Annotated in this window: 13 protein-coding genes; 6 read left to right on the plus strand and 7 right to left on the minus strand. The window is 70.1% G+C overall.

Going from position 1 to position 15,868, the window contains the following annotated elements; genetic code table 11:
• Nucleotides 1–39 precede the first annotated feature (39 nt).
• The 4 genes from ACIOGX_RS12185 to ACIOGX_RS12200 all read right to left on the minus strand — a co-directional run bounded on the left by ACIOGX_RS12185 (nt 40) and on the right by ACIOGX_RS12200 (nt 4,352).
• Complete coding sequence (locus ACIOGX_RS12185) at nt 40–1,074, minus strand: ABC transporter permease (RefSeq protein ID WP_401912443.1); 1,035 nt, start codon at nt 1,072–1,074, stop codon at nt 40–42.
• Nucleotides 1,071–2,036, minus strand: coding sequence for an ABC transporter ATP-binding protein (locus ACIOGX_RS12190; RefSeq protein ID WP_384773038.1), 966 nt, complete (start codon nt 2,034–2,036; stop codon nt 1,071–1,073). Before ACIOGX_RS12190 ends, ACIOGX_RS12185 begins: the two co-directional genes overlap by 4 nt.
• The gene (locus tag ACIOGX_RS12195) at nt 2,033–2,575 is read right to left on the minus strand and encodes a GntR family transcriptional regulator (protein ID WP_401913379.1); all 543 of its coding nucleotides are present in this window, start codon (nt 2,573–2,575) and stop codon (nt 2,033–2,035) included. The genes ACIOGX_RS12190 and ACIOGX_RS12195 overlap by 4 nt, the downstream gene beginning before the upstream one ends.
• 226 nt (nt 2,576–2,801) lie before the next feature.
• Nucleotides 2,802–4,352 carry an alkaline phosphatase family protein gene (locus ACIOGX_RS12200; protein WP_356517625.1) on the minus strand — a complete coding sequence of 517 codons (1,551 nt, stop codon included), beginning with the start codon at nt 4,350–4,352 and terminating at the stop codon, nt 2,802–2,804.
• A 629-nt stretch (nt 4,353–4,981) separates the two neighbouring features.
• Here ACIOGX_RS12200 and ACIOGX_RS12205 point away from each other — a divergent pair.
• Complete coding sequence (locus ACIOGX_RS12205) at nt 4,982–6,340, plus strand: hypothetical protein (RefSeq protein ID WP_401764011.1); 1,359 nt, start codon at nt 4,982–4,984, stop codon at nt 6,338–6,340.
• Between the two features lie 308 nt (nt 6,341–6,648).
• Nucleotides 6,649–7,266, plus strand: coding sequence for a TOPRIM nucleotidyl transferase/hydrolase domain-containing protein (locus ACIOGX_RS12210; RefSeq protein ID WP_401912447.1), 618 nt, complete (start codon nt 6,649–6,651; stop codon nt 7,264–7,266).
• 92 nt (nt 7,267–7,358) lie between these two features.
• Here ACIOGX_RS12210 and ACIOGX_RS12215 read toward each other — a convergent pair whose 3' ends face one another.
• The 3 genes from ACIOGX_RS12215 to ACIOGX_RS12225 all read right to left on the minus strand — a co-directional run bounded on the left by ACIOGX_RS12215 (nt 7,359) and on the right by ACIOGX_RS12225 (nt 9,994).
• A complete protein-coding gene (locus ACIOGX_RS12215; protein WP_401912450.1) occupies nt 7,359–8,057 on the minus strand; it encodes a hypothetical protein in 699 nt (232 codons plus the stop codon).
• A gap of 307 nt (nt 8,058–8,364) precedes the next feature.
• Nucleotides 8,365–9,147 (minus strand): polysaccharide deacetylase family protein, encoded by a 783-nt coding sequence (locus tag ACIOGX_RS12220; RefSeq protein WP_401912452.1) that lies wholly within the window; start codon nt 9,145–9,147, stop codon nt 8,365–8,367.
• A gap of 175 nt (nt 9,148–9,322) precedes the next feature.
• Nucleotides 9,323–9,994: a hypothetical protein gene (locus tag ACIOGX_RS12225; RefSeq protein WP_401912455.1), complete on the minus strand. Its 672-nt coding sequence runs from the start codon at nt 9,992–9,994 to the stop codon at nt 9,323–9,325.
• Between the two features lie 176 nt (nt 9,995–10,170).
• Between ACIOGX_RS12225 and ACIOGX_RS12230 the strand changes: the two genes are divergently transcribed.
• From ACIOGX_RS12230 to ACIOGX_RS12245, 4 genes are all read left to right on the plus strand, one after another.
• Nucleotides 10,171–11,400, plus strand: coding sequence for a HupE/UreJ family protein (locus ACIOGX_RS12230; protein WP_401912458.1), 1,230 nt, complete (start codon nt 10,171–10,173; stop codon nt 11,398–11,400).
• 132 nt (nt 11,401–11,532) lie between these two features.
• Nucleotides 11,533–13,509, plus strand: a complete 1,977-nt coding sequence (locus ACIOGX_RS12235) for a metallophosphoesterase family protein (RefSeq protein WP_356517641.1) — start codon at nt 11,533–11,535, stop codon at nt 13,507–13,509.
• 74 nt (nt 13,510–13,583) lie between these two features.
• Entirely contained in the window at nt 13,584–14,666 is a 1,083-nt protein-coding gene (locus tag ACIOGX_RS12240) for a WxL protein peptidoglycan domain-containing protein (protein WP_401912462.1), read from the plus strand.
• Between the two features lie 212 nt (nt 14,667–14,878).
• Nucleotides 14,879–15,823, plus strand: a complete 945-nt coding sequence (locus tag ACIOGX_RS12245; RefSeq protein WP_401912464.1) for a CPBP family intramembrane glutamic endopeptidase — start codon at nt 14,879–14,881, stop codon at nt 15,821–15,823.
• Nucleotides 15,824–15,868 lie beyond the last annotated feature (45 nt).

Below are 15,868 nucleotides of genomic sequence, written 5' to 3' on the forward strand. Positions count from 1 at the left end.
GACTCTGCGGTGAGTCGTTGTCCCCCTGGCGGGCGCGCCTCAGCGCAGGATGCGCCGGGCCGCGTACACCGTGACGGCGGCGGTCAGCGCGAGCAGGACGCACAGTGCGCCGGTCGCGGCCCATTGCATGGCACCGATCTGGGAGTATGGCAGATACTCCACCGACCAGCCGACGATTCCCTGCTCGCGCAGGCAGGCCGCGTTGTCACCCTCCTGTGCACACGTTCCCCAGCCGTGGAGCGAGCCGTCGGCGCCAAGGTAGGAGATGTCGACCTCCAGGGCGCTTCGGGGAATCACCGGCGAGTCCTCCTGGGCGAACCGCCCTCCGCCGGTGGTCTTCGTCACCGTGCTCGCGAACGACATCCGCAGGAACGACCATGCCGTCTTCACCACCAGCAGCACACCGAAGGTGGCCACCATCGCGGGCAGTGTGCGCCGCAGCAGCAGCCCGGCCGCGGCACCGACCAGCAGTCCGAGCAGAGCCAGCGCCACCGCCACCGGTCCGGTGGTGTCGAAGCCCGCGGCACTGGTGAAGTCGGCGTCGATGGCGCGGTACTCCGCCAGCGGTGACCACAGGCTCCGCATGGCGAGTCCGGTGGCGAGCGCCGCCGCGACCGAGAACGCGGCGGCGAGGCCCAGTTTCGCCGCCACCCAGCTTCCCCTGCTCCGGGACTGCAACCCGACGAACTTGGCGGTGCCGCTCTCCAGGTCTCCCGCGAACAGCGGAGCGCCCACGAACACCCCGATCAGCACCGGCAGACACGCCAGGGCCAGGCCGAGGAGATCGAGACGCTTGTACGCGCTGTTGATCGTCTCGCTCTCGCCGGGTGAGGGATCGCCGGCATTCACGGCGGCCAGCGCGTCGTTGACGCTCCCGCTCAACCACATCAGGACCGCCGTCATGGCCGCCGCGACGGCAAGCATCATCAGGAGCGTCACTCGGTGCTGGCGCCACACCAGCCATGGCATGCCGCTCAGCCCGAACCGACGGCCCGCGCCCCGCTGCTGTCCACTGCCGCCCGGGTCCCCGCCGGCCCGCGGGAGGGGCTGCGTCGTCGTACTCATGCCGCTCATGCCGCCACCTCGGAACCAGTGCCCGGGACATGGGAGTTCGGGCTGATCAACGGCGTGGACTCGCCCTGCCGCAGATAGGCGAGCACCACCTCTTCCAGGGTCGGCGCGCAGGTCTCCCATACGTCGCTGACGGGGCCACTGGGGCGGATCAGTGCTTTGGTGTGCTGTTTGTCGCTGTGGGTCTCGACGACCGTGTGCCGATCCAGCCCCGCGGGCAGTCCGCCCGGCCCCGTCGTCACCCGGTCATGCGGCGCGGACAGCAGCCGGTGGACACTGATGATCTCGTCCACGTCTCCGGCCAGCCGCAAGCCGCCCGCGGACACCAGCAGCACGTAGTCGCACAGGGTGTCGAGTTCGGCCACCAGGTGGCTGGACATCAGCACGGTGATCCCCCTTTCCGCCACCTCCCCCAGAAGGGCGGCCACCGTCTGCTGACGTACGAGCGGATCCAGATCGGCCAGCGGCTCGTCCAGCAGAATCAGACTGGGCCGTTTCCCGAGGGCCACCGAGAGGGCGACCCGGGTGCGCTGGCCTCCGGAGAGCCGGCCCACCTTGGCGTCGAGCGGCACGGACCCCGAGCGCAGGAAATCCTCGGCGAGCCGCTGGTCCCACTCCGGGTTCAGCTCCCGGCCGAGCCGCAGAGTCTCGGCCACGGTGAAGCGCGGGAACAGCGGCTTCTCCTGCGGGAGGAACGCGATGCGCCGGCGCGCCGATGCTCCTCCGGCGGGTTCGCCGAACACCCTTGCCTCCCCGGCCGTGGCCTGCCGCAACCCCGCCACGATCTCCAGCATCGTGGTCTTGCCCGCCCCGTTCGGCCCGACGAGTCCGCACACCCGGCCGGCGGGAAGCCGGAAGGTCGCGTCGCGCAGCACCCAACGCCTGCCGTACCGGCGCCCCAGACCCCGCACTTCCAGTGCGGTCTGCGCGTCGTGGGCAGGCTCGCCCCGTATGCCCCTGCTCACCTGTGGTCGCCCTTTCGTTCTTCCGTCTGTCGTTCTTCCGAGTGTTGTGCTTGCGTGTTTTGTGCTTGCGTGTGTTGTGCTTCCGCGTGTCGTGCTTCCGTGTGTCGTGCTTCCGTGTGCCGTTCTTCTGTACCGCGCTGGATGCGGGCCGCCCCCGCGACCTCGTGCTCCTCCAGCGTCAGTTCGACCAGTTCGCGTACGTCGTCGTGGCTCAGGCCCGCCAGCAGCGCCCGCTCCGTCCAGGCGGACAGCTCCGCGTGGAGAGGCGATCCGGCTTCCGCCATGTGCCGCTCGGGAGCGCGTGTGATGAAGGTGCCGAGCCCCTGGCGCAGCTCCACGATCCCTTCACGCTCCAGCTCCCGGTACGCCTTGAGCGTCGTATTCGGGTTCACCGCACAGGCGATGGCCGCCTCCCGGGCGGTGGGCAGCCGGTCCCCGACCTTCAACGCACCTGTTCGCAGCGCCCTCTTGGTCTGCTCGATGATCTGCTGGTAGGCCGCGACCCCTCGGCGTCTCTCTATCCGGTACTGCATCCACATCACCGACACTCTGCTAGTTGAATAGCTCAATGATGCGGAACGGGTGCTCCGGTGTCAATCGCCCTCGCGGGGCCTCGCGCCGTGTGGCAGGCGGCAGTTGAGCGGAGGGCGGACCGCTCGCCGTAGTCCGCCCGGCCCGCCCGGCCTGCCCGCGGAACGAGAACAGGGGCGGGCGACCCGCGAGGGTGTCGCCCGCCCCTGCCCGCGCGCTCCGGCGCCCGGCCGGTCAGAGTGCCGTGACGCGTACGCCGTCGATCACCCAGTACCAGTTGTTGCTGCCCGTGTAGCGGAAGCGGAAGCTGACGTTGCTCGCGCCGGGCGGCACCGTCAGGGTCAGGGACTGGGGTTGTGAGAGGACATCCGTGGTGTACGACCTGACGGCGACGGGGGTGCCGCCGTTCCAGGAGGCGAGGATCTGGGCGCTCTGACTGCCCTCCTGCCGGTAGAAGGTGGTGAAGTCGAGCCGGGCGGTCGCTTTGCCGCCGACCGCGTACGCCGGGGTGACGAGCGTGGAGTCGTACGTGCCCGACGACGCCTTGTCCGCCCACTCGTCGGAGTCGGCGACCGCGAAGACGCCGCGCGAGCGCACGTTCAGCTCGCGGGACTGGTCACGCTGGGACCGGCTCCAGAACTCGTCCGTGGCGAAGGACCAGCCACGCCACTCGGTCACGCCGCCGGTGCCCATCGCCGTGTTGATGACGGACCAGCCGCTGGGCGCGGTGTGGGTGAAGCCGATGACTCCGGCCGGGATACCCGTCTCGTCGACCCGTTCGGAGAGGGAGGGGTGCAGGGTGTCGAAGGGATCGCCGGACCGTTCCTGGACGGGCTTGCCGTCGAGACCCCACGCGGGGTCGGGGACGATGCCGAGCTGTTTGAACACGGTCGCGGCGACGTCCACGAGGCGGGTGTCGACCGGGCGCGCGCCGGCGGCGATCCCGGGCCCCTGGGCGAGGACGAAGGTGCGCCGTTCCTCGATGGCGCTGCCGCCGTGGCCACCCGCGTCCGTGTGGCCGTGGTCGGTGGTGACGATGACGGTCCAGCGCTCGGAGGCGTACGTCGGGCGGGCTTTCACGGCGGCGAGCAGCCGGCCGACATAGCCGTCCTGGACATCGATGGCGTGGAGATAACTCGCGCTGGCCGCACCGGAGTTGTGGCCGACGATATCGGTGTTGCCGAAGTAGACGAAGAGGACGTCGGGGTTCTGGTGGCGCAGGACCGCCTCGGTCTCGGTCGCGATGGTGGCGTCGTGGCCCGTGTAGCCGTCGGCGTCGCCGTCGAGGACGAGGGTGGCGTCGGCGCCCGGCGTGACCGTGCCCTGGGTGTGCAGGGGCTTCCAGTCGACGGCGGCGTACGTGGAGAGCTGGGGGCGCACCTGGGCCAGGCGCGCCAGGAAGCCGGGGTACGTGCCATAGTCCTTGCCGGTGAAGGTGTTGTCCTTCACGCCGTGTTTGTCGGGCCAGACCCCGGTCGAGATGGTCGACCAGCCGGGACCCGAGGAGGTGGCGGCCATCGGGTTGGCGTAGAGCAGGGAGGTGCCGTACGTGCCGTTCGCCATCAGGGACTTGAGGTGGGGGGCCTTGGCCGCGGTGATCCGGTCGTGACGCAGTCCGTCCATCCCGATCACGAGGACCTTGTCGAGGCTGGTGCCGTTGGGCAGGACGGGTGCGGCGGCGCGCGCGGCGGGGGCGGCGAGCAGGGGTCCGGCGGTGGCGGCGAGTGCGGCGGTGCCGGCGAGTACGGCGCGTCGGGGGATTCCGCCGGGGGTTCCAGTGGGCATGTGATCTCCAAAGGGGTGAGGGTGCATCACTTTTGGACGAGACCTGTTATCTTCTCGTGATCGATGAAAGGTGCTGGATCAGCCGCCGGTGAGCGTGCCCCGCGGCCGACTTCCAGGCGTCGACGCGGCCGTCGAGGGTGTCGCCGATGCCGTCCCACGGCTTCGCGCCCCCGCTCAACTGCCCGCCAGGCGCGCATCGTTCCCACGGCGTCGGCTCCGACGACTACGACTCTCACGGCGGCCACGTTGCTGGCCGCCGCTGGCGCGCGGGGATCCGGTTGGCGACGGCGCGATGAACGGCCCTTCAATTATGGACCAGACCCGTTATGCACTCGTGATCACTTCAGCGGGTTCGATGCGCGCGTACGTCCAGGATTGCCCGTTTCTCCGGAGGCCGTGAGCGTGGCTCCCTCCGATTCCCGGGCGCCCCCGGCCGGTACTCCCGCGGATCAGCCATGGCAGCGAGAGCCGGCAGGCCTGCCCGACGCACCCAACCGTCGGCAGCCGGGCGTTCTCCAACAGGGCCGGAAACCGGGGCGCGGCGGGATCTCCTGCCGTGTGATGATCCGTCCGGTGCGCCGGAGCTGCCGGTGCGTCAGTCGTGTTTACCGCACACCCTTGGGGGAGCAATGAGACAGTTCTCTGCTGGACGCCCGGTACGTCTCAGATCCGGCGCCGCCGTGCTGATGGCGGCCGGTCTGCTGACCGTCGGCCTCGCCGCACCCGCGTTCGCCGACGACGACCCGCCGCAGACCGACCAGTTGTGGATCAACGCGCCGTACGAGCAGACGCTGCCGCTCAGCACCGACGGCGGTCAGCCGCAGTCCCGCACCCTTGGCGTCGGCCTCAACCACGACAACGAGAACTTCACGGTGACCGATGGCAGGCTCACGGTCGACGTCTCCGACCTCGCCGGGGTCGCCGAGGTGACCTGGCCCGACAACTGCACGCCGAGCGGCACGAGCGCGGTGTGCGACATCCCCGTGGTGCCCGGGACCGGGAGCGACTACAAGGACCAGGTGCCGCTGACGGTGCGCGCGGCCGACGGTGCCGAGATCGGCGCGCAGGCCAGGATCACCTACGAGGCGACGGCCACGGGCGGGCCCGACGGCACGCTCACCGCGCCGCGCGAGAGCTTCGACACGACACTCACCGTCGGCGCCGGGCCCGACCTCGCCATCGACCCCATCGCCGACATCGAGGTCGGCCGGCCCGGCGACGAGCGGACGGTCCCGTTCAAGGTCACCAACAACGGCAACGAGAGCGCGAACGGGGTCACCGTCAAGCTGTACGCCTCGTACGGCCTGACGGATCTGACCCGCTACGACGCCTGCACCTACACCGCGGAGGGCGGCGAGTACGTACCGTCGACCCGCGCGGTCTGCACGTTCGACCAGGTGCTGGCGCCGGGTGACTCCTTCCAGCTGCCCGAGCCGCTGGCGGTGCGGCTCGCCCCGCACGCGCTGAACGAGCGGCTCGACATCGGCGTCGAGCCGAGCGACGGCGTCCAGGACATCGACTCCGACAACGACTACGTGGCCCTCCAGATCGGCGCGGAGAACACCGCGGACTTCTCCGTGACCGGTGACGCCATCTCCGGCGCGGCGGGCGAGACGGCCACGGCCGAGATCACGTTCAAGAACAACGGCCCGGCCTGGCTGGGCAATCTCGGCTCCGGCGACCCGGTCGCCCAGGTCCGGCTGGTCGTGCCCGAGGGCGCCAAGGTCACCGGCGTACCGTCCGACTGCTACCCGCGCACCCTCGACGGCGGCTACTACCCGAAGCAGACGGGCGCCCCGCGCTACGACTGCGACCTGGAGTACTGGGTACTGGAGGACAGCGAGCGCACGTTCGCTTTCTCCGTGCGCGTCGACACCGTGGTGCCCGGCGCGACCGGGGCCGTGAGCCTTCACCCCCCGTACGGCGAGCGCCCCTTCGCCTTCGACCCGGACCGTACGAACAACACGGCGGTTCTGACCGTCAACTGACCGGCCTGGCCTGATCGGGATGATCCGTACCGCCGGAGCGGTGCGGATCATCCACGGTCACACATCAATGGCGGGCTCGGCGGAGTTCACTCCGGCCCGCTCCACACGGAAACCGGCCCGCTCCACACGGAAAGGTTCGTGCGCGCCCTGAACCATCCGGGGACATGAGGCGCCCTCGCGCCCCACACATCTCGCCCACACATCTCGCCCGCTCAGCACGCCCGAACCGGGCCCGACCGCACGCCGCCGATCGACGCGCCCGCGGAAATTCCCTCGCGCTGCGGCCGGAACGGGCCGAGACTCGTCTCATGGCTGACATGGGGGCGTTCCGGGACGCGGTCACCGCGTGGGCGGCGGGTGGCCCCGGCGGCCCCGCGCACGAACTGGCCGCGCGGCTGCCCGTCCGGGTGGCCGTTCTGCTCGAAGGGCCGAGCGACGTCGCGGCCGTGAACGCGCTCGCGGAGAGCCGCGGCCGGGACCTGGCGGCCGAGGGGGTCTGCGTCCTGCCGATCGGCGGTGCGATGAGCATCGGGCGCTACGCCCGACTCCTCGGCTCACCCGGCCTGGGCCTCCGCCTCACGGGACTGTGCGACGAGGGGGAGCGTCCCTTCTACGCACGCGCCTTCGAGCGGGCCGGTGCGGCACAGCAGTGCTTCTTCGTCTGCGCGGCGGATCTGGAGGACGAGCTCATCCGCGTGCTGGGCGTGACGCGGGTGGAGGAGCTCGTCCGGGCGGAAGGCGACCTTCGTGCCCTGCAAACCTTCCTGCGCCAGCCCGCGCAGCAGGGCCGCGCCCCACAGCAGCAGTTCAGGCGCTTCTTCGGAACGAAGAAGGGGCGCAAGATCCACTACGGCCGCGTACTCGTCGAGGCCCTCGGCCCCGACCACGTTCCCGCCCCGCTCGACGGCCTGCTCTCCAGCCTCTGACCGCTGGACGACGACGAGCCTCCAGGGCTGATGACGGCGGCGGCGTCGGTGGCCGTGTGAACTGGAGTGGGGCGGTGCCCGCCGTGGGCGGGTCAGACGATGACCGGCACGGAGTTGGCGGGGTTGGTGGCCCAGCCGGTGACGATGGGCTTGTCGACGGTGGCGGGCTCGGGGAGCTTGAGTTCGGCGGGGTTGGGGTCTTCTTCGGTGAGGCCGATGATGACGTTCTCGAACTCGACGCCGGAGTCGCTGTTGGTGGTCTTGGGGCTGATACCGGTGTAGGCGGCGGTGGAGCCGGTGAGCTTGATGGGGTCTTCGCCACCCTGCCCGACGGGGGAGGCGACACCGTCGGCGTCGGAACCGAAGGACACGCTCGGGGTGTTCACGTCCAGGTAGCAGGTGATGCCCGACTTGGCCTTGGCGGTGACGAGGTAGTAGCCGCCTGCCTGGGACTTCGTGGTGACCGTGAAGTCCAGGTCGTTGGTGCCGCAGGACTGCCCGTAGCCGCTCTTCCCGCCGTCGCCGGAGCCGGTCTTGTCGGACGAACCGCTGGAGCCGGAGTTCTTCGCGTCGCCGGAGCCGGAGTCGGAACCGGAGCCGGAGTCGCCGGCGCCGGAGCCGTCCGTGGTGGCGCTGCCACCGTTGTCGGCGGACTCGGTGGAGGAGGAGGTCGCGGTGGCCGCGGCGCCGTTGTCCTCGGGGCCACAGGCGGTCGTGGTGGCGGCGAGGGCCGTCACGGCCGCGGCGGCCAGGAAGAGGCGGGCGGAACGGGCGGTGAGACGCGAGCGCATCGTGATCTCCAACGGCTGTCGGTAGCGGTGTTTCCTGCTGACACCGACGACACTAGGGCCGGTCCGATCCTGAAATGATCCCGTGCATGTCCGGGTTCTGTCTCAGCAACATCGGTTCCAAAAAACGACGTTGGATCGAAACAACCCAGCTCAGGGGGTACGTCCAGGACCGCGCGAGCCGCCGGGACGCCGGAACGCGCCCGGTGCGCTCGCTTCTTCGGCTGTTACCGGTTCCGCCCGGTGCCGAGGTCCGGGTCCGGGTCCGGAAGTGGAAGTGGAATTGGAAGTCGGTGGAGGTGAGTCCCACTCACCGTACGGGGAAGCCGAAGGAGTACCCCTGCTGCCTCAGCCAGGGCAGCACCTCGCGCAGAGCGGCCACCGTCTGGGAGCGGTCCCCTCCCGCGTCGTGGAAGAGGACGGTCGGCCCGTCGGCGATCTCGTTCTTGACGGTGGCGACCATGGTGTCCACGCCGGGACGCTCGAAGTCCTTGGAGTCGACGTTCCAGCCCAGCGGACGCATCCCCCGGGACGCGGCGAGCTGCCGGCTGTACGGGGTGAAAGCACCGCCCGGGGCCCGGTAGTACTGCGGCCGGACACCGCCGGACGCCTTGGTGATCATGCGTTCGGCGTCCAGGATCTGCTGGGACTGGTAGGCCTCGGACTTGGTGTCCATGGTGGTGTCGTGCGAGACGGTGTGGTTGCACAGCCGGTGGCCGGCCGCCACGACGTCCTTGACCAGGTCCGGGTACGCCTCGGCCTGTGTGCCCACCATGCAGAACGTGGCCTTCGTATCGCTGTCCTTCAGCAGTCGCAGCACCTGCGGCGTCCAGACCGGGTCCGGCCCGTCGTCGATGGTGATGTTGACGCCCTGGGCACCGCGGTCCGAGGCGTGCGCGATGTCCGCCGCAACCTTCGCCACTGTCCCGCCCTCGTGCCCGTCGTGCGGCGCCGAGACACGCGCCTGCGGCTGCCGCCCTCCGGCGGGGTCGGCCTGCGCGGTCCACACCGAGGCGGCAGCCGCCAACGTTGTCACCCCGAGCGCCGCCGCGAGGAGCCGGCCGTGCCATCCCTTTCCCTTGTGCTGTGCCATGTCCGCCCACCCCTTCACTGTTCCCGCCGATGCCGTGCGCCCATCAAGACACACGAACGCCCGGACAAGATCCCTCTGTTACCGATCACGGACGAATCCGCAGGGGGCCGGCGACAAAGGCAGAGGTTCCGCGACAGCCGAGGGCGCGCGCCCGCCGGGGATTACGGGACAGCCCTCAGACCTTGTCGAGCCAGATCACGATCCCCGTCAGGTCGTTGAGCACGGCCGCGACGCCTGCCCTGATGGCGGCGGCGCAGCGCTCGGCGGTGAACGAGTCGGGGTCGTACGCCGAGGACGCGCCGAGCCCTTCGCCGCGGAACGACGCGCCGGACCAGTCGACCGCCGTGACGTTGTCGGTGGGCTCGGCCAGCTCCGCCCCCACGACGAGGAACGGCTGTGACAGGTGGTTGGGGGTGACCATCGCGAGGGGGTCGATGAGGTCGTTGCCCGCGCTGACGATGAGGTCGGGGCGCATCTCCATGGCCTTGCTGATGCTGGGTATGTAGTCGTGGGGGGTGTCGGCGACCACCGTTCTGAGGTCGACGCCCTCTTCCTCGGCCCAGCCCTCGACCGCCGTCACGAGGGCCTTGGTCGGTCGGTCGTCACCTGTGGTGAGCAGCACCACGCGGTAGTCCTCGGAGGGGTGGACCCCGGTCCAGGAGCCGGGCCGCGGCGTCGCGGTCGCCTCCGGAGCGAGCGAGGCGGAGGGGTCGACGAACCCCCGGCCGAGAGTGCCGACGGGACTGGGCTCAGGGTGCGGCCGTGACCAGTCGTCGCCGGAGCTGCATCCGGTGACCAGCGCGGCGGCCGCGGCCAGCGTGGCGACGGCCCGAAGCGGGGAGCGCAAGGCGATCTTCCTCCGAGTGGTGGTGGATAGTGCGCCTACATCCTCCTATCCCGGTTTCTGCCTCGTTCCTTCTCGGGTGTCGTCTTCGCACTTGTTTTTCCGCTCTTCGTCATGTGGCCGGAAAGTGTTCACCCATGCCATGCACCGTGCACGGGCAACCTGAAGGAGCCAGCCACATGTCACGACACCTCCGCCGCGCCCTCGTCGGGGTCACCGCCGCGGTGATCGCTCTCCTGAGCGTCGGTCCGTCGGCGCAGGCCCACGGATTCACCTCGACCGTCTACGCCGACGTCACCTCGGGCGAAGAAGGGCATATACGGACGAAACTTGGGCTTGAGTACGACCTCTTCGTCGTATCCGCCGCCGACTCCGAGGACAACGATCCTCTCTTCCGAACGGGAAACGCCGCGTTCGAGAACGGCGACACCGCCGCGCAGGCCGCGGCGCTCAACGCCCACGCCGCGTCGGCCGTCGCGTATGTCACCCGGCGCTTTTCGGTCACCTCGGACGGCGCGGCCTGTGCGCCGGCCCGGGTCGGCGACTTCACGATGGGCCGGCGGGAGGGCGTGCCGTACGCCGATCTGCTGCTCGACTGGTCCTGTCCCGAGGGGGGCGGCAACCACGAGGTGCGCAGCGGCCTGTTCCCCGACGCCGAGACCTACGTCACCGGCACCAAGACGATCGTCACCTACGAGCTGGACGGCCGCTCCGGCAGCGCCGCGCTCGACGCCGCGCATCCGTCGTTCTCGACGGCGCAGTCCTGGTACGAGCGGTTCTGGGAGTTCTTCCGCCTGGGCGCCGAGCATCTGCTGGGCGGGATCGACCACATCCTGTTCCTGCTGGCGCTCATCGCCGGGTCACGGCGTCTGCGCGAAATCGTCCTCGCGGCCACCAGTTTCACCCTGGCGCACTCGGTGACGTTCATGCTCGCCGCCCTTGGTCTGGTCGCCGTGCCGTCGAGTGTCGTGGAGCCCGTCATCGCGCTGTCGATCGCCGTGGTGGCCGGCTGGTACCTCTGGCAGATCCGGCGGGGCGGCGACCACGCCACCGGTCTCACCCTCGGCCCCGGCCTCGACGGGACGGCGGGGCGCGGTCACTTCGGCCTGGACCGTGCGGGCTGGACGCGGCTCGTGGTGGTGTTCTGCTTCGGTCTCGTGCACGGCCTGGGCTTCGCGGGCGCGCTGGGAATCGACGAGGCGTTCTCCTGGACCCTGCTGTGGTCCCTCCTGGTGTTCAACATCGGTATCGAGGCTGTGCAGTTGGCGATCATCGCCCTCGTCTTCCCGTTGCTGACCGTACTGCGGCGCCGCGCGCCGACGGCCGGGCTCTGGGCGACCGGCGCGATCTCCGCGGGTGTCTGCGCCATGGGACTGGTGTGGTTCACGCAACGGCTGTTCGGGGTGTGAGACCGGCGCCCGCCCCGAGAAAGTCCAATGTTCAACCTAGACGAGGGTCGCATTCGCATCCGGTTCACCAACGGCCGGGAACTTATGGATTCCGAACACATCCACCAATGTGGGTAAAAGGAACGTAAAATAATGATACTCAGACCTTCCGCGCAGGCTTCCGGGCCTGCGCGACGCCGCGTGGCCACAGGGGCCGCGGCTGCATTCCTGGGCCTGGCCGTGGCCTTCGGCGGCGGCATGACGTCCCCCGCCGGCGCCGCCGAGCCCGCCACGCTCACCGGTGTCATCCTCGGTGTGGGCGCCAACGAGACCCAGCGCACGGTGACCTGGTACTCCTCGGCCGACACCGCGCAGAAGCTCCAGGTCGCCCCGACCGCGGAGGTCGCCAACGGCGAGTTCCCGGCCGGCGCCGCCACCTTCGACGCCATCGGCGGGGCGAACATCGCCACCAGCGGCGGCTTCAACCGGCACGCCACGATCACCGGCCTGAAGGAGCACACGCAGTACTCGTACCGCGTCGGCACCGAGGGCAACTGGTCCTCGGCGTACTCCTTCAAGACGCAGGACTTCGAGGGCGAGTACGACTTCCTGTTCTACGGCGACCCGCAGATCGGCTCGTCCGGCGATCTGGCGAAGGACCAGGCCGGCTGGCAGGACACCGTGGACGTCTCGCTCGCGGCCAACCCGAACGCCGAACTCCTCGTGTCGGGCGGCGACCAGGTCGAGACCGCCAACAACGAGTCCCAGTGGAACTCGTTCCTGGCACCCGACAAGCTGCGCCAGTACCCGTGGGCCGCCACCATCGGCAACCACGACGTCGGCGGCAAGGCCTACGAGCAGCACTTCTCCACCCCGAACACGGACCGCTCGGCCCCGTACTACTCCAACGGGAACCCGGCGTCCAACACGTCCGGCGGTGACTACTGGTACATCTACAAGGATGTGCTGTTCATCGACCTCAACAGCAACAGCTACGCCACCTCCCAGGGTGGCGGCGGCGACGCGGCGCACCTCGCCTACGTCACCGACGTCATCAACAAGCACGGCGCCGAGGCCAAGTGGAAGGTGCTCACCTACCACCACGCGATCTACTCTCCGGCCGACCACGCCCAGGACTCCGACAACAAGACCCGCCGCGTCGACTTCCCGACCACCTTCTCCAAGCTCGGTGTCGACCTGGTGCTCCAGGGCCACGACCACAGCTACTCCCGCAGCTACCTGATCAAGAACGGCGAGAAGGCGAACCCGGCCGAGCAGCCCGGCGCCTCCGACGTGTACGCCGGTCCCGGCGGCGTCCTCTACGTGACGGGGAACTCCGCCTCGGGCTCGAAGTACTACGACATCACCAAGCCGGACAACAGCGGCACGAGCGGCGCCGGCAACGGTGCGGACCCGCTGAACCCGGACAGCTACTGGTACAACTCGGTCCAGAACCAGGAGCACGTCCGCACCTACGTCAAGGTCCAGGTGCGCAACGACAAGCTCGTCGTGGAGAACGTCCGCAGCGGCACCTGTGCCGCTCCGAACGCCGCGGTCGAGAAGGGCAACTGGTGCAACAACACCGCTGAGGGCCAGCCGGTCGGCTCGCTCGTCGACAAGGTCACGGTGCACCCGTACCACGGCGACGGTCAGGACCTCCAGGTCAACGTGCCGAACGCCGCTCCGGGCGAGTTCGGCTGGACGATCGACGGCTACAACGGCCTGGTGGACCTCGGCACCGCCAAGGAGACCAGCGGCACCCACTTCGAGGCGAACGGCAAGATCAACCCGATCGTCGTCTCGGACAGCCGCCGCTCGCTCGCTCCCTGGTCCATCGCGGCCAACGTGAGTGACTTCAAGGACGCCGGCAAGAACTTCTCCGGCTCCTACCTCGGCTGGACGCCGCGCGTGCTCGTGAACGGCGCGGGGTCGAAGGCAGGCACGAAGGTTGCCTCCGGCTACGACGACCAGGGCAAGGGCCTGTCCGTCTCGCGCGGCCTCGGTTCCGCCGAGCAGGGCCACGCACGGGGTACGGCCAAGCTGGGCGCCGACCTGGCGCTGAAGATCCCGGACAGCGTCGAGAAGGGTGGCTACCGCGCCACTCTCACGATCACCGCGCTGAGCAGCTGATCTGACCCGTTCCATGGGCGGGGCAGGCACCTCCGGGTGATCTGCCCCGCCTCCCGTTCCAGGAGACCCCCGACATGCACACGCCCGTAACGCGCCGGAGGACCGGCGTCACCGCCCTCGTCCGTACCGTCGCCCTGCCCCTGCTCATGGCCCTCGCGATCGCCGGCCTGTGCGCCGGCCCCGCTCAGGCGGCTGACGGCGACGTCACCTGGACGGTCAGGACGGCCGCGAACGGGTACGGCGACGACCGCTCCAGCTACAGCTACACCGTCAACCCCGGTGGCCAGGTCAAGGACGCCATGGTCGTCGCCAACCGCAGCAAGTCCCCGCTGGAACTCACGGTCTACGCCGCCGACGGCTTCACGACCGACACGGGCCAGCTCGACCTGCTCACCAAGGACAAGAAGTCCACGGGCATCGGCGCCTGGGCCCGCGCGGGCCGCGACAGCGTCGTGATCAAGCCCGGCACGTCCGCCGAAGTTCCGTTCACGGTCCGCGTTCCGGGCAATGCCACACCCGGCGACTACGTGGGCGGGGTCCTCACCTCCCTGAAGCAGGCCGACGAGGCCGAGGGCATCAGCGTCGACCGGCGCCTCGGTATCCGGGTCAAGCTGCGGGTCAGCGGCGAACTCAAGCCGAAGCTCGCCGTCGAGGACCTGCACGTCGACTACACCGGCTCGGCCAACCCGTTCGCCAAGGGCGACGCCACCGTCACGTACACGATCCACAACACCGGCAACGCCCTTCTGTCGGCCCGCCAGACGGTGTCGGTCTCCGGCCCGTTCGGATGGCTGCGGACCGAAGCGGGCGACATCGCCGCGCCGCCGGAGCTGCTTCCGGGGGAGAGCTGGAAGACGAAGGTGCCCGTTCACGGCGTGGCGCCGGGAGTCAGTGTGGCCGCGACGGCGACCCTCACGCCCCTGCTCACCGACGCGTCGGGCTCCACCACGTCGCTCAAGCCGGTCGAGGCCACCGCGCACGGCTGGGCCGTCCCATGGACGCTGTTGCTGCTGGTCGTCGTCCTGCTCGCGGCCGTCGTCGGCGCGTTCATCCTCACCCGCCGCACCCGCGCACGGCGCAAGGTACGTGAGGACGCCCGCGTCCAGAACGCCGTGGAGCAGGCGCTCCGCGACAAGGAGCGGAGCGGGCGGAACTGACCGGGCGGACCGGGCAGTTCACCGAATCCGCCGGGGGGAGACGGACCGCCGTCGCGTCGACCGCGCCGGGCCCGTACGCCCCGTGGCCGGTCGGCGGGGTGTACTCAGCACCACCATCCCGGCCGGGCCGTACGCCCCGTGTGCCGCGCTCTCGTCGTCCGTAGCGTCATGGACATGGCGCAGAGAGCGTCTCGGCGGAAAGGACGACGGACATGTTCCAGCGGAAGAGCGGGACCGGCCCCACCGAGAGCGGCGGAGCGCCGCGGCGGGCCGGGGCCGGCGACACCGGCGGCCGGTACAGCGGTCTTGCTCTCTTCTTCGCTGTCACCTTCACCACGACGTGGACCTTCTGGCTGATCGCGATCGCACTGGGCGGATCACCGACGAGTTCCCCCACCGCCGTTCCCTATCTGCTCGGTGGCTTCGGCCCGGTGTTCGGCGCGATCGCGGTCCGCGTGCGCCGCACGCGCCGCCGGGAGCCCGTACCCGCTCGTACGGTGACGTTCCGGCAGGGCAGACGGCTGTTCTGGGTACTGCCCCTGCTGGTGCTGGCCTCGGGGACCGTGGTGGCGGGCGCGACGCTCGCCGACTTCCTGGGGGGCGCCGAGGTGAGTCTGGCCGAGGGCAGGGAACTGATCTCGACCGTCGGCGGAGTCGTCCCGTTCTTCGTCAGCATGCTGATCGCCGGTCCGTTGTCCGAGGAGCCCGGCTGGCGCGGCACGGCGTATCCGCGCCTGCGCGCGTCGATGAGCCGTCTTCAGGCCGGCCTCCTGCTGGGTGCCGTCTGGGCGGTGTGGCATCTGCCGCTGTTCTTCATCGAGGGCACGGTCCAGGCCGAGTTCGGTCTGATCAGCTGGAGCGGCCTGATGTTCTCGCTCAGTGTCATCCCGGTGGCACTGCTGACCGGTTACGCCTACGAGCGCGCCGGAGTCGCGGCATCCCTCGCGGTTCACCTCGGCTTCAACGCGACCATGGCCGTGCTGACCGTCGACTCGCCCGTCACGCAGGCGTTCGTCCTGGCGGTGCAGGTCGTCCTCGCGGTCGCTCTGCTCGCCACGGGGCGCGACCGCCGGACGGACCCGACCGTGCGGGCGGCCCCCCGCCCGCACCAGGTCGTCACCGAGGCGTCGCGTCAGGTCAGTCCGGCCCGCGGCTGATCGATTCGGGCGGCGCGGCACAGCCGCCCGACGGGAAAGGGCGCC

The sequence above is a fragment of the Streptomyces sp. NPDC088147 genome, from assembly GCF_044741565.1.
Taxonomy (GTDB): Bacteria; Actinomycetota; Actinomycetes; order Streptomycetales; family Streptomycetaceae; genus Streptomyces.